The sequence below is a fragment of the Pontitalea aquivivens genome, assembly GCF_046507575.1.
GTDB classification, from domain to species: Bacteria; Pseudomonadota; Alphaproteobacteria; order Rhodobacterales; family Rhodobacteraceae; genus Pontitalea; species Pontitalea aquivivens.
The window spans coordinates 176,888-189,562 of record NZ_JBKFEY010000002.1 but is presented as its reverse complement, the minus strand read 5'-3'; the positions used below and the strand labels follow the sequence as shown (position 1 = coordinate 189,562).

Sequence of the window (12,675 nt, the reverse complement as noted above, 5' to 3'; positions counted from 1 at the left end):
GCGTCATGCGGGTTGAAGCCTCTTGCCCCGGGGGTAAATTGTAGCCCGGTCTTGAGGAGGTTACCATGTTCCGATCGCTGTTCCTGGCAGTCCTGGCCGGCGCCCTGACAACGCAGGCCGCCGCCGGGACGGTCAGCCATTTCACCCTGGCCAATGGCATGGACGCCGTGGTGATCGAGGATCGCCGGGCACCGGTAGTGGTGCATATGGTCTGGTACCGGGCGGGGTCCGCCGATGAAGCGTCTGGCAAGTCGGGTGTGGCGCATTTTCTGGAACATCTGATGTTCAAGGGTACCGACGATCTGGTCCCGGGCGAATTGTCAAAGACCGTTTCGGCCAATGGCGGGTCGGACAATGCCTTCACCTCTTACGACTATACCGCCTATTTCCAGCGGATCGCGGCGGATCGGCTGGACCTTGTGATGAAGATGGAAGCCGACCGGATGCGCGATCTGATCCTGTCCGAAGATGACTGGCGCACCGAACTTCAGGTCATCATCGAGGAGCGCAACCAGCGAACCGACAGCGACCCCGCCGCGATCTTTGCCGAACAGCGTAGGGCGGCACAGTATCTGAACCATCCCTATGCCCGCCCGATCATTGGCTGGCGCCATGAAATGGAAGCGTTGACCCGTGAAGATGCGCAGGCGTGGTATGCACGGTTCTATGCGCCCAACAACGCAATCCTGGTGGTCGCAGGCGATGTCAGCGCCGATGAAGTGCGGGCCCTGGCCGAAACCCATTACGGCGGGCTGGAACCGACCCCCGACCTGACCCCGCGCCAGCGCGTGCAGGAACCGCCGCAGCTGGCCGAGCGGCGGCTGCGATATGAAGATCCGCGGGTGGCGCAGCCCTATGTCATGCGCAGCTATCTGGCCCCCGAACGCGACCCGGGCGATCAGGCGCGCGCCGCCGCGCTGACGGTTCTGGCCGAGCTTCTGGGGGGGAACGTGGCGACTTCGGTTCTGGGCCGGTCGCTGGTCTTTGACAGCGGCGTGGCGATTTATGCCGCCGCCTTTTATGACGGGCTGTCGCTGGATGACACAACCTTCACGGTGATGGCCGTTCCCGCCGCCGATGTACCCCTGGCAGAGGCCGAGGCGGCGCTGGATGCGGCGATCGCCCGTTTCCTGGCCGAAGGCGTTGACCACGATCGGTTCGAACGCATCCGCACCCAGATCCGCGCCGCGGAAATCTATGCACGCGATAATGCCCAGGGCCTTGCCCACCGCTATGGCGAGGCGCTGGCCACCGGGCTGACCGTCGCCGATGTGCAGGCCTGGCCCGCTGCCCTGATGGCGGTGACCGAGGCCGATGTGATGGCCGCGGCGCGTGACCTGTTCGACCGGCGCCGCGCGGTGACCGGCTACCTGGCGAAACCCGAAGCCGGGGTGACACAATGATCCGTTTCGTTCTGGCCATGATTGCCGCGATCAGCCTTGCCCTGCCCGCCCGGGCCGCCGTTGACATCACGCCGGTTACCTCACCCGGCGGGATCACCGCATGGCTGGTGGAAAACCACGACATTCCCTTCACCGCGCTTGAAATCCGGTTCCGGGGCGGGGCCAGTCTGGATACGCCGGACGAAAGGGGGGCGATCAACCTGATGACCGCGCTGCTGGAAGAGGGCGCGGGCGACATGGACGCGCAGTCCTTTGCCGAGGCCGCAGAAACGCTGGCCGCGCGCTTTGCCTTTGACGTGGGCGACGACACACTGTCGATCTCGGCGCAGATGCTGACCGAAAACCGCGATGCGTCGGTTGCGCTGCTGCGCGAGGCGCTTGTCAACCCGCGCTTTGACCAGACCGCGCTGGACCGGGTACGCGGACAGGTGTTGTCCTCCATCGCGCGCGCGGCCAAGGATCCGCAGTCGATCGCGGACGAAACCTTCGCACGGCTGGCCTATGGCGATCATCCCTATGGATCCTCGATCAATGGCACGGCGGACAGTGTGAATGCGCTGACCCGCGAAGACATGTTCAAGGCACGCGCCCGCGTCATGGCCCGCGATCGGCTGTTCGTGTCCGCTGTGGGTGACATTACCGCCGAAGATCTGGGTGCCCTGCTGGACCGCCTTCTGGGCGATCTGCCCGAAACCGGCGCACCGATGCCACCGCGGGCGGGGCTGGGCCTGACCGGCGGGATCACCGAGGTGGATCATGACAGCCCGCAATCGGTGGTGATCTTCGGCCATCGCGGCCTTGCCATGGACGACCCCGATTTCTTTGCCGCCTATGTCCTGAATGAGGTGCTGGGCGCGGGCGGGTTTTCATCACGGCTGATGAATGAGCTGCGTGAAAAGCGCGGCCTGACCTATGGCATCGCATCCTACATCGTACCCAAGGATCTGGCGGAAACCTGGCAAGGATCCTTCGCGTCGGCCAATGAAAAGGTCGCCGGGGCGATTGGCGTTGTCAGGGCCGAATGGGCCCGCATCGTTGATGAAGGCGTCACCACGCAGGAACTGGCAGATGCCAAGACCTATCTGACCGGCGCCTATCCGCTGCGCTTTGACGGCAATGGCCGGATCGCGGACATTCTGGTGGGGATGCAGCTGTCGGACCTGCCGATCGACTATGTCAACACCCGCAACGCCAAGGTCGAGGCGGTCACCGCCGAAGACGTCGCCCGCGTGGCGCGCCGGCTTCTGGATGCCGGGGCGCTGCACTTTGTCGTGGTGGGGCGGCCGGTCGGGTTGAACTGACGCCCCGAATCTATGGCTCTGGCGGCGCGGTCATGCTATCTGTTGTGGCATGACCGCAACCCGACCCAAGATAGGCGCCACACGCCCGATCATCCGCCAACTGGATGAAACCGCCGCCAACCGCATCGCGGCGGGCGAGGTGGTGGAACGCCCGGCCTCGGCAGTGAAAGAACTGGTGGAAAACGCGCTGGATGCCGGGGCCACGCGGATCGCGGTGGATTATGCCGATGGCGGCAAGACGCTGATCCGCATCACCGACGACGGCTGCGGCATGACGCCCGATGATCTGCCGATGGCCCTGTCCAGGCATGCGACATCCAAGATCGACGGATCGGACCTGCTGAACATCCACACCTTCGGCTTTCGCGGCGAGGCGTTACCCAGCCTTGGTGCGGTAGGGCGGCTGGCGATCACCTCGCGCGTCGAAGGGTTTGACGCGGCCCGGATCGAGGTGGCGGGCGGGCGCAGCGGCGCCGTGAAACCCGCCGCGCTGAACCGGGGCACCGTGGTGGAACTGCGCGACCTGTTCTTTGCCACCCCGGCGCGGCTGAAATTCCTGCGCACCGACCGGGCCGAAGCGGGCGCGATTTCCGATGTGATCAAGCGGCTGGCGATGGCGGAACCCTACGTCAGCTTTACCCTGAACGACGTATCCGGCGGGCAATCGCGGGAAATCTTCCGCGCCGATGCCGAGCAGGGTGATCTGTTCGGCGCGCTGGAACGCCGCCTTGCCCGCGTATTGGGCCGCGATTTTACCGACAATGCCGTGCCGATCGACGCCGAGCGCGACGGCCTGCGGCTGACCGGATACGCCGCCCTGCCCACCTATTCGCGCGGCGCAGCGGTGGAACAGTTCCTGTTCGTCAACGGTCGCCCGGTGCGCGACAAGCTGCTGGTGGGGGCACTGCGCGCGGCCTATATGGATTTCCTGTCGCGCGACCGTCACCCCGCCGCGGCGCTGTTCCTGACCTGTGACCCGGAGCGCGTGGACGTGAACGTCCATCCCGCCAAAGCCGAGGTGCGCTTTCGTGAGGCGGGCCTTGCGCGCGGCCTGATCGTGACCGCGCTGCGCCATGCGCTGGCGGGGGCGGGGCACCGGGCGTCCAGCACCGTCGCGGGCGCGACACTGGGCGCGATGCGGCCCGAATCCGCGCCCTTCCCGCGCGTCTATCAGATGGATCGCCCTTCGCAGGGGGCGCTGCACGCCAACCACACGGCGCAGGCTCCGATCTTTGCCGAAAGCCCGCATCCCTTTGCCGCGCCTTTCACCCCCACCGCCCGCGTGGCCGACCCTGCCCCGCCCGCGCCCGACCTGACCGCGCGGCCCTTGGGCGCGGCCCGCGCCCAGGTGCATGAAAACTACATCATCGCGCAGACCGACACCGGCATCGTGATCGTCGATCAGCACGCCGCGCATGAACGGCTGGTCTATGAACGGCTGAAACGCCAGATGGCGGAAACCGGGGTGGCCGCGCAGGCCCTGCTGATCCCCGAGATCGTGGACCTGTCACCGCAGGATGCCGCGCGCCTGCTGGACATGACCGACGACCTGTCCCGTCTTGGCCTGTCGATCGAACCCTTTGGCGGCAGCGCGGTTGCCGTGCGCGAAACCCCGGCGATCCTGGGGGAAATCAACGCCGCCGCCCTGTTGCGCGATGTTCTGGACGAACTGGCCGATCTGGGCGACAGCCAGCGCCTTCAGGCCCGGATCGAGGCGGTTCTGTCGCGCATGGCCTGCCACGGCTCAGTCCGGTCCGGCCGCCAGATGCGCCCCGAAGAAATGAACGCCCTGCTGCGTGAGATGGAGGCGACGCCGCATTCCGGCCAGTGCAACCACGGGCGTCCCACCTATGTGGAACTGCGGCTGGCCGATATCGAGCGGCTGTTCGGGCGCACATGATCCAGTTGGGCCAGACCGTTTTTCCGCTGGACCATCCGGCGGTTCTGGCCGCCCTCGCCGGGCCGGTCCTGCTGCTGGTGCTGCTGGCCGTTCTGGTTTTGCGCGCAGCCAGCCGGTCGGCCCGCGCCCTTGATCCGGTGGTGACGCAGCTGACGGCCCTGGGCCAGCGGGTGCAAAGCCTGTCAGACGGGCAACAGCAGCTGGCCGGCGGCCTGCATCACGTTTCCGAGGCGCAGGTGACCAGCCAGACCCGGATGCTGGCCCTGATGGAACAGCGGCTGGCCGATGTATCGCGCGGCATGACCGAAAGCCTGCACGGCACCGCGACCCGCACTGCCCGCAGCCTGGGTGACCTGCACCAGCGCCTTGAAGCGATCGACCGCGCACAAGCCAATATCGAGAAACTGTCGGGCAATGTGCTGGGCCTGCAGGACATCCTGTCGAACAAGCAGACCCGTGGCGCCTTTGGCGAAATCCAGCTGCATGACATCGTGCAAAAGGCGATGCCCTCCGACAGCTACACGATGCAGGCGACGCTGTCGAACGGTCGGCGGGCGGATTGCCTGATCCACCTGCCCAATCCGCCCGGCCCCATCGTCATCGACAGCAAATTCCCGCTGGAGGCCTATGAAGCCCTGCGCCGCGCCGAAAACCAAAGCCAGCTGATCGAGGCGCAGCGGATGATGCGGATCGCCCTGCGCGCCCATATCAAGGCGATTTCCGAACGCTACATCCTGGAAGGTGAAACCGCAGATGGCGCGCTGATGTTCCTGCCCTCCGAGGCGGTCTATGCCGAACTGCACGCCAATTTCCCCGAACTGGTGCGTGAGGGGTTCGCCGCCAAGGTCTGGATCGTGTCGCCCACCACCTGCATGGCCACGCTGAACACGATGCGCGCGGTGCTGAAAGATGCCAGGATGCGCGAACAGGCGGGCGCGATCCGCAAGGAACTGGCGGCGCTTTACGCCGATGTGGACCGGCTGGGCACGCGGGTGGAAAATCTTGACCGCCACTTCGGCCAGGCCGCCAAGGATATCGAAGAGATCAAGATCTCGGCCGATAAGGCGGGCAAGCGCGCCCGCCGTCTGGACAATTTCGATTTTGAGGAACTTGCCCCCGATACCGCGCCCCGGGTTGTGCGGATCGACTAGATCCGCAGGAAGGGCTGGGCAACCCTGTGGATCAGCCGGCGGAATTTCAGCGGCGCATCAGTGACCGCAAGGCAGATGCAATCCTCGCCGGGTTCGGCGATGGGCGTATGTTCCACCGCCTCATCGGCGCATTCCACATCGCCCCGCGCGAAGCGGCCATCCTTATCACGGAAGGCACCCTGTAACACCAGCGTCAGTTCGCGCCCGTTGTGGCCGTGATCGGGCACCGCAACGCCCGCAGGGATATACAAAAGCCGTGCACGGCCCGTGCCACCAGTGCGCAATATGGCTTGCCGCACCCCCATACCGACCGGACGCCAGCGGATCGCCGCAAGATCACCACCGACATAATCCTGCAATGGCGCGGGCAGCACGCCCGCAGACCGGCGCGGGGTGGTATCACGCTGGCCGCCCGCAATACGCGCCAAGACCGCGTCCAGACTGTCATCGGCCATCGCAACGGACCCTGCGGTTTCCAGGACCGCCCCGCCCAACGCCTCCAGCGCGCCCAGCCGTGCGCGGCATTCGTCGCATAGCGACACATGCGTGGCCACGGCAAGGGCAAAGGCCTCATCCAGCATCCCGGTGGAGTAATCGGCCAGCAGGTCTTCGGTCAGGTGGTGGTTGATCGTGTCTTGCGTCATGGCGTCATCGCTTCAGTTCATGTCTCAGCCGGTCAAGCGCCAGCCGCAGACGGGATTTGATCGTGCCCAGCGGCAACCCGGTTTCATGCGCGATTTCGGAATGGGTCAGTTCCCCGAAATACGCCCGTTCGATCAATTCCCTCTGTTTTTCGGGAAGCTGGGCCAGGGCCTGGCCAAGCCGTTCGGTTTCCTGCTGCAGGGCCATCACCTCGGCCTGATCGGGCTCGGGTTCGGGGCCCCAGGGCAAATCCTCGGGTTCGGGGCGGCGCGTGCGGCGGATCGCATCGATCCTGCGGTTGCGCGCGATGGTAAAGATCCATGTCGCCACGCTGGCACGGGTCGGGTCAAACAGATGCGCCTTGTTCCACAAGGTCGCCATCACATCTTGCGTCACCTCTTCGGCCTGGGGGGCGCTGGCGCCGCCCTTCATCAGGAACGCCTTGACCCGCGGCGCAAAATGCCGAAACAGCGCGGCAAATGCCTCACGGTCCTGCCGGTCGCGCAACGCCAGCATTGCGCTGGTCCAATCCGCCTCATCACCCTTTACTGTGGTTCTGTCCACACCGGTCCCCATCACGCAGGATCCTTCGTTCAGGGCCCTGCTTCGAACCACAGCATAGGGGCGCGCCGAACGGCGTGCATCAGGAAAAAGGCGCGGGGCGGCTTGCGTCAACATGCACGGTATACGGCACACCGGGTCGGTCGGATCACCCCTGCGGGGCAAAAAGCCGCAAATGATCCGGTTCGCCGATGTCCGCGTAGTCCCTTGGACAACAAAACGGAACGGATCATGCCCTTTGAACATTCGCCTCCCTGCCGCCGCATCGCCATTGTCGGGGCCGGCATTTCCGGCATGGCCGCGGCACATCTTCTGGCGCGCGACAATGGCGTGACGCTGATCGAGGCCGCACCGCGCCTGGGCGGCCACGCCCGCACGGTCCTGGCCGGAAAACGGGGCGATCAGCCCGTGGATACCGGGTTTATCGTTTTCAACCGGGTGAACTATCCCAACCTGTGCCGGCTGTTTGCCGAACTTGACGTACCGGTCACCGAAAGCGATATGAGCTTTGGTGCATCGATCGACGGCGGGCGGTTCGAATTCGGGTTCAAGAACCTGCGGGCGGTCTTTTCCCAGAAACGGCGGATCGCCGACCCGCGCTACTGGGGCATGATCCGCGATATCTTTCGCTTCAACGCCCGCGCGCTGGCCAGCGCCGACCGCCCCGACATGACAATCGGTGAACTGCTTGCGAAACTGGGCACCGGCGAATGGTTCCGCGACTTCTACATCACGCCGCTGTCGGGCGCGATCTGGTCGACCCCGACGCGCGGCATCCTGGATTTCCCCGCCGGGGCGCTGCTGCGCTTTTTCGACAATCACGCGCTGCTGTCGACCACTGGCCAGCACCAGTGGTATACGGTGCAGGGCGGGTCGATCGAATATGTCCGCAGGCTGGAGGCGTCCTTGCGCGCACGCGGCGTCAGCATCCGCACCAACGCCCCCGTGGCGGGCATCACCCGCGCGCCCGCACCGAAGCTGCGTTGTGAAGGGGGCGAATGGGAAAGCTTTGATGAGGTGATCCTGGCCACCCATTCCGATGACGCGCTGGCGCTGCTGTCCGACCCCCGCCCCCGGGAACACGCCGCGCTGTCGCGCATCCGCTATCAGCCGAACGAGGCCATCCTGCATGCCGACGCCACGGTAATGCCCCGGCGCAAATCGGCCTGGGCCAGTTGGGTCTATACCGAAGACCGCAATACCACCGCGCGCGACCGGATCGGTCTGACCTACTGGATGAACGCGCTTCAACCGATCCCGAAGGATGATCCGCTGTTCGTCACGCTGAACCCGAACCGCCCGATCCGCGACGATCTGATCCATGACCGGGTCACCTTCCGCCATCCGTTCTATGACCTTGCCGCGCTGGAAGGACAGCGAATGGTGCGCGCGCTGAATGGCGCGAACGGCACATGGTTCTGCGGCGCATGGATGCACAACGGCTTTCACGAGGATGGCTTTGCCAGCGCCATCGACGTGGCCAAGGCGCTGATTGCGCGCGAAAGGATGGCGGCATGACCCCGGTCCTGCATCTGCGCGGCCATACCGTGCATACCCGGCGCGGCGCAGTGACCCATCGCTTCGGCTATGGCGTAGATTATCTTTTGACCACGCCCGAGGCGGATCAGCCCAAACCCCGCCTGCTGGCCCGCAACCGTGCAGGCCTTGTGTCACTGCATGACGCCGATCACGGCGGCCAGCCCGGCAAGGGACGTGGCGCGCCCTGGTTGCGCGATCTGCTGATACGCGAGGGGGCGCATATCCCCGGCCTGACGATCCGGCTGCTGGCGCAGCCGCGCGTTCTGGGCCATGTGTTCAACCCCGTATCCTTCTGGCTGTGCCATGACGGATCGGACCGGCTGCGCGCCGTGGTGGCCGAGGTGACCAATACCTTCGGTGACCGCCATTCCTATCTGTGCGCCCATCCCGACCTGGCGCCGATCACCCCCAGGGATCGGCTGACCGCGCGCAAGATCTTTCATGTATCGCCGTTTCAGCCGGTGTCGGGGGAATACCGCTTCCGCTTTGACATCGGGGCGGACAAGATCGGCATCCTGATCGATTACCGCGATGACGCGGATGGCGGGGTCCATGCCACGCTGACCGGTCGGCTTGTCCCCCTGACCAACCGTGGCATCGTTGCGGCCTGCCTGCGCCGGCCCTTTGGGTCGCGCCGGGTCCTGGCGCTGATCCATTGGCAGGCGCTGCGGCTGTTCCTGAAGCGCGCGCCCTACCGCACCCGCCCCAAGCCCCCGACACAAGAGGTATCGCGATGACCGGCACCCCGCGACCCAGGATCAGGTCCTGACCCATGTCCCCATTCCTTGCCTTCCTGTCGGGGGTCGTTGCCGCCGTGCTTGGCCTGTTTCTGGCCCGCCGCAAGATCGGCTTTGCCGCGCAGCGCCCCGCCGATTACGCCGATGGTGCCCCGGCCTTCGACATCCGCCGCGAATTCGCCGGCCCCCTGCGCTGTCAAGGTGTGATCTACGGACCACTGGGCCGTGTCGAATCGCGGTTCGCGGCAGACATGCATGGGACATGGGATGGCGATACCTGCCAACTGGCCGAGGAATTCCACTATGCCAGCGGCGCCACCCAATCGCGCTGCTGGACGTTGCATCTGGGCGCCGACGGCAGCATCCGCGCCGAAGCCCCCGATGTTGTCGGCACCGGAACCGGCCGCCAGCAGGGCAGCGCCGTGCATTTGCGCTATCGTCTTCGCCTGCCCGCTGATTCCGGGGACCATGTCCTGTCGGTGACCGACTGGATGTATCTTGCCCCCGATGGCAGCATCGTGAACCGCAGCCAGTTCCGCAAGTTCGGCATCAAGGTCGCCGAACTGGTGGCCACGATGCACCGCCCCGCGTCGTGACCCGGGCGCCCGGAAAGGCTTGCGCCCGCCCCTCGTTGCGGCAAGACTGACCGCAACCAGGAGAGCACCATGTTGCAGATCAGCCCCGCCAAAATCGCCCATGTCATCATCCGCGCCCGCGAATTCGACGCGGGCATTCCCGGCACCGGGCATGAAAACGAACTGCGCGCCTTCATCGCAAGCCTGAATGACGATGAACAGGCCAGCCTGGTCGCCGTGATGTGGATCGGGCGCGAAACCTTTGCACCCGAAGAACTGGATGAGGCGGTCGCCACCGCCCGCGCCGAAAAGACCGCCCCGACCGAGGATTACCTGCTGGGCATCCCGCTGTTGTCGGATTACCTGGAAGACGGGATGGAGGCGCTTGGCATCACCCTGGAAGAGGCCGAGGAAGACATCTTCCCCACGACGTGACCGGGGGCGCAACGACCCTAGGCCACCAGCCGATAGCCCCCCGATTCCGTCACCAGAAGCCGCGCGTTCGAGGGATCAGGCTCAATCTTCTGGCGCAGCCGGTAGATATGGGTTTCCAGCGTATGCGTGGTGACGCCCGCGTTATAACCCCAGACCTCATGCAAAAGAACATCGCGCGGCACGACCCCGTCGGCGGCGCGGTACAGGAACTTCAGGATGTTGGTCTCTTTCTCGGTCAGGCGGATCTTGCGGTCCTTTTCGTCGATCAGCATCTTCATAGCCGGCTTGAACGTATAGGGGCCAAGCTGGAACACCGCATCTTCGGATTGTTCATGCGTGCGCAACTGCGCGCGCAACCGGGCCAGCAGCACGGGAAACTTGAAAGGCTTGGTGATGTAGTCATTCGCCCCGCTGTCCAGCCCCAGGATCGTATCGGCATCCGTATCATGGCCGGTCAACATCACGATCGGGCATTTCACCCCATGCTTGCGCAGCTTCTTGCACAGTTCGCGCCCATCCGTGTCGGGCAGCCCGACATCCAGGATCACCAGATCGTAAAGCGCCCCTTTGGCCTTTTCCACCGCCTCAGTGCCAGACCCTGCCTCAAACACGTCAAAATCATCGGTTGCGACCAATTGTTCGGCCAGCGCCTCGCGCAGGTCGGTATCGTCATCCACTAGAAGAATTTTCTTAAGTCCCGGCATCTTGGCCTCCTGTTCTTTGGGACAAAGCTGTCGTGCGATCACGGGCGCGGCAAGGGGTGTGAAATCTTTCTCACGCGGACGTGTCGGAATGCGGGGATATGTTTCAATTTGTTTCACCCAAGGCTATCTGTAGGGCATGACGATGCCACCCGCCCTGGGCCCCACGGCCCCCGAACGCCTCAATCGCGCCCGCGCCGATCTGCGCATGGGCCTGCCCGTGGTGCTGTCCGGCAAGGCGCTGGCCGTCGCGGTTGAAACCTTGTCACCCGAACGTCTGGCCGCGCTTTCCGCGCTTGGGCCTCTGACGCTTGCCTTGACCGCGCGCCGGGCCGAGACGTTGAAGGCCCGCGCCTATGATGGCAATCTGGCCCGGATCAGCGTGCCGCCGGGGGCAGATCTGGCCTGGTTACGCGCGCTGGCCGACCCCGCCGATGATCTGCGCATGCCGATGAAAGGACCCCTGGCCACCCTGCGGGATGGCCCCGCCGATCTGGCGCGCACCGCCCTTGCGTTGTCGAAATCGGCCCACCTTCTGCCCGCGGCGATACTGGTCACGCTCGACACTGCGGCGCCGCCCGATCTGACCGCGCTCGACGCTGCGGACACCCTGCACCTGATCGCCAACGAGGTCCGCTTTGCCCCGGTCGCCGCGGCCCGCGTGCCGATGCGCGCCGCCGAACAGGGCCGGCTGCACATCTTCCGCCCCGAAGACGGCGGCGAGGAACATTATGCCATCGAAATCGGCGCCCCCCCCCGCGATCAGCCGGTCCTGACGCGGCTGCATTCGGCCTGCTTTACGGGCGATGTGCTGGGCAGCCTGAAATGTGACTGCGGCCCGCAACTGGATGCCGCCCTGACCCAGATGGGGGCCGCGGGCGCGGGTATCCTTCTCTACCTCAACCAGGAAGGCCGGGGCATCGGACTGGCCAACAAGATGCGTGCCTATTCACTGCAGGACCAGGGCTTCGACACGGTCGAGGCCAACCATCGTCTGGGGTTCGAGGATGACGAACGCGATTTTCGCATCGGCGCGGCGCTGCTGAAGAAACTGGGCTTTTCCAGGGTGCGTCTGCTGACCAACAACCCCGCCAAGGTGGCGATGCTGCAAGCCAATGGCGTCGCGGTGACGGAACGCGTGCCCCTGCGCGTCGGCCTCAGCCGGCACAATGCGCAATACCTTGCCACCAAGGCGGCCAAATCAGGCCATATCCTGTGACACCGGATGACCTTGTTCTGACACCGACGGGCTTGCGCTTTCAGGGGCGCCGCTTTCCCGTCACCATCGGGCGCAACGGCATCACCACCGACAAACATGAGGGCGACGGCGCCACCCCCGCGGGCCGGCACCGGATTGTCGGCCTGCTTTACCGTCCAGACCGGATCGCGCGCACGGCTCTGCCCCGCTGGGCCGTGCCGATCGGGGCACAAGACCTGTGGTGCGATGCACCCGGCCACACCGATTACAACCAGATGGTCCGCGCCCCCTTTCGGGACAGCCACGAAAAGCTGCGCCGCGCCGATCCGCTGTACGATCTGGTGCTGATCACCGACTGGAACTGGCCCCGGGCGGTGCCGGACAAGGGTTCGGCCATCTTCCTGCACCTGCAGCGCCGCCCCGGATATCCGACCGCGGGTTGCGTCGCCTTCCGCCGCACCGACCTGCTGTGGGTGGTGAACCGCCTGTGCCCGGGCGCACGTCTGATCGTGCGGGCTGGCTGAAACGCTGG

General features: G+C 65.4%; 13 protein-coding genes. 10 read left to right on the top strand and 3 right to left on the bottom strand.

Features of this window, described 5'->3' with window-relative positions:
* The first annotated feature begins 65 nt into the window (after window positions 1-65).
* The 4 genes from ACK8OU_RS04465 to ACK8OU_RS04450 are packed head-to-tail and all read left to right on the top strand — an operon-like array spanning window position 66 to window position 5,755.
* On the top strand, window positions 66-1,403 hold the full coding sequence (locus ACK8OU_RS04465; RefSeq protein ID WP_410302184.1) for a M16 family metallopeptidase: 1,338 nt from the start codon (window positions 66-68) through the stop codon (window positions 1,401-1,403).
* Window positions 1,400-2,704: a M16 family metallopeptidase gene (locus ACK8OU_RS04460; protein ID WP_410302183.1), complete on the top strand. Its 1,305-nt coding sequence runs from the start codon at window positions 1,400-1,402 to the stop codon at window positions 2,702-2,704. The genes ACK8OU_RS04465 and ACK8OU_RS04460 overlap by 4 nt, the downstream gene beginning before the upstream one ends.
* 49 nt (window positions 2,705-2,753) lie before the next feature.
* On the top strand, window positions 2,754-4,604 hold the full coding sequence (mutL, locus tag ACK8OU_RS04455) for a DNA mismatch repair endonuclease MutL (RefSeq protein ID WP_410302182.1): 1,851 nt from the start codon (window positions 2,754-2,756) through the stop codon (window positions 4,602-4,604).
* A complete protein-coding gene (locus ACK8OU_RS04450) occupies window positions 4,601-5,755 on the top strand; it encodes a DNA recombination protein RmuC (protein ID WP_410302181.1) in 1,155 nt (384 codons plus the stop codon). Before mutL ends, ACK8OU_RS04450 begins: the two co-directional genes overlap by 4 nt.
* On the opposite strand, the gene ACK8OU_RS04445 is transcribed toward ACK8OU_RS04450, so the two are convergent.
* Together ACK8OU_RS04445 and ACK8OU_RS04440 are read right to left on the bottom strand one after the other, a co-directional pair.
* Window positions 5,752-6,399, bottom strand: coding sequence for a ChrR family anti-sigma-E factor (locus ACK8OU_RS04445; protein WP_410302180.1), 648 nt, complete (start codon window positions 6,397-6,399; stop codon window positions 5,752-5,754). The two genes, ACK8OU_RS04450 and ACK8OU_RS04445, sit on opposite strands and share 4 nt — an antisense overlap.
* Window positions 6,400-6,403: 4 nt before the next feature.
* The gene (locus ACK8OU_RS04440; RefSeq protein WP_250041519.1) at window positions 6,404-6,913 is read right to left on the bottom strand and encodes a sigma-70 family RNA polymerase sigma factor; all 510 of its coding nucleotides are present in this window, start codon (window positions 6,911-6,913) and stop codon (window positions 6,404-6,406) included.
* A 276-nt stretch (window positions 6,914-7,189) separates the two neighbouring features.
* Between ACK8OU_RS04440 and ACK8OU_RS04435 the strand changes: the two genes are divergently transcribed.
* The 4 genes from ACK8OU_RS04435 to ACK8OU_RS04420 all read left to right on the top strand — a co-directional run bounded on the left by ACK8OU_RS04435 (window position 7,190) and on the right by ACK8OU_RS04420 (window position 10,244).
* Window positions 7,190-8,476 (top strand): NAD(P)/FAD-dependent oxidoreductase, encoded by a 1,287-nt coding sequence (locus ACK8OU_RS04435; RefSeq protein WP_410302179.1) that lies wholly within the window; start codon window positions 7,190-7,192, stop codon window positions 8,474-8,476.
* Window positions 8,473-9,234, top strand: coding sequence for a DUF1365 domain-containing protein (locus tag ACK8OU_RS04430; protein ID WP_410302178.1), 762 nt, complete (start codon window positions 8,473-8,475; stop codon window positions 9,232-9,234). The genes ACK8OU_RS04435 and ACK8OU_RS04430 overlap by 4 nt, the downstream gene beginning before the upstream one ends.
* Window positions 9,235-9,269: 35 nt before the next feature.
* Window positions 9,270-9,830: a DUF3833 domain-containing protein gene (locus tag ACK8OU_RS04425; protein WP_410302177.1), complete on the top strand. Its 561-nt coding sequence runs from the start codon at window positions 9,270-9,272 to the stop codon at window positions 9,828-9,830.
* Window positions 9,831-9,899: 69 nt separating this feature from the next.
* Entirely contained in the window at window positions 9,900-10,244 is a 345-nt protein-coding gene (locus ACK8OU_RS04420) for a DUF3775 domain-containing protein (RefSeq protein ID WP_410302176.1), read from the top strand.
* Window positions 10,245-10,261: 17 nt separating this feature from the next.
* On the opposite strand, the gene ACK8OU_RS04415 is transcribed toward ACK8OU_RS04420, so the two are convergent.
* Window positions 10,262-10,948 (bottom strand): response regulator transcription factor, encoded by a 687-nt coding sequence (locus ACK8OU_RS04415; protein ID WP_410302175.1) that lies wholly within the window; start codon window positions 10,946-10,948, stop codon window positions 10,262-10,264.
* Window positions 10,949-11,084: 136 nt separating this feature from the next.
* On the opposite strand from ACK8OU_RS04415, the gene ribA reads away from it, so the two are divergent.
* Both ribA and ACK8OU_RS04405 read left to right on the top strand, forming a co-directional pair.
* Window positions 11,085-12,164 carry a GTP cyclohydrolase II gene (ribA, locus tag ACK8OU_RS04410; protein ID WP_410302174.1) on the top strand — a complete coding sequence of 360 codons (1,080 nt, stop codon included), beginning with the start codon at window positions 11,085-11,087 and terminating at the stop codon, window positions 12,162-12,164.
* Window positions 12,161-12,667, top strand: coding sequence for a L,D-transpeptidase family protein (locus ACK8OU_RS04405; RefSeq protein ID WP_410302173.1), 507 nt, complete (start codon window positions 12,161-12,163; stop codon window positions 12,665-12,667). Before ribA ends, ACK8OU_RS04405 begins: the two co-directional genes overlap by 4 nt.
* Window positions 12,668-12,675: the final 8 nt, after the last annotated feature.

What these genes read in the sequence shown, in the direction of transcription:
- ACK8OU_RS04465 (WP_410302184.1), top strand. Translation starts at nt 66, where the DNA reads ATGTTCCGATCGCTGTTCCTGGCAGTCCTGGCCGGCGCCCTGACAACG.
- ACK8OU_RS04460 (WP_410302183.1), top strand. Translation starts at nt 1,400, where the DNA reads ATGATCCGTTTCGTTCTGGCCATGATTGCCGCGATCAGCCTTGCCCTG.
- mutL (WP_410302182.1), top strand. Translation starts at nt 2,754, where the DNA reads ATGACCGCAACCCGACCCAAGATAGGCGCCACACGCCCGATCATCCGC.
- ACK8OU_RS04450 (WP_410302181.1), top strand. Translation starts at nt 4,601, where the DNA reads ATGATCCAGTTGGGCCAGACCGTTTTTCCGCTGGACCATCCGGCGGTT.
- ACK8OU_RS04445 (WP_410302180.1), bottom strand. Translation starts at nt 6,399, where the DNA reads ATGACGCAAGACACGATCAACCACCACCTGACCGAAGACCTGCTGGCC.
- ACK8OU_RS04440 (WP_250041519.1), bottom strand. Translation starts at nt 6,913, where the DNA reads ATGCTGGCGTTGCGCGACCGGCAGGACCGTGAGGCATTTGCCGCGCTG.
- ACK8OU_RS04435 (WP_410302179.1), top strand. Translation starts at nt 7,190, where the DNA reads ATGCCCTTTGAACATTCGCCTCCCTGCCGCCGCATCGCCATTGTCGGG.
- ACK8OU_RS04430 (WP_410302178.1), top strand. Translation starts at nt 8,473, where the DNA reads ATGACCCCGGTCCTGCATCTGCGCGGCCATACCGTGCATACCCGGCGC.
- ACK8OU_RS04425 (WP_410302177.1), top strand. Translation starts at nt 9,270, where the DNA reads ATGTCCCCATTCCTTGCCTTCCTGTCGGGGGTCGTTGCCGCCGTGCTT.
- ACK8OU_RS04420 (WP_410302176.1), top strand. Translation starts at nt 9,900, where the DNA reads ATGTTGCAGATCAGCCCCGCCAAAATCGCCCATGTCATCATCCGCGCC.
- ACK8OU_RS04415 (WP_410302175.1), bottom strand. Translation starts at nt 10,948, where the DNA reads ATGCCGGGACTTAAGAAAATTCTTCTAGTGGATGACGATACCGACCTG.
- ribA (WP_410302174.1), top strand. Translation starts at nt 11,085, where the DNA reads ATGACGATGCCACCCGCCCTGGGCCCCACGGCCCCCGAACGCCTCAAT.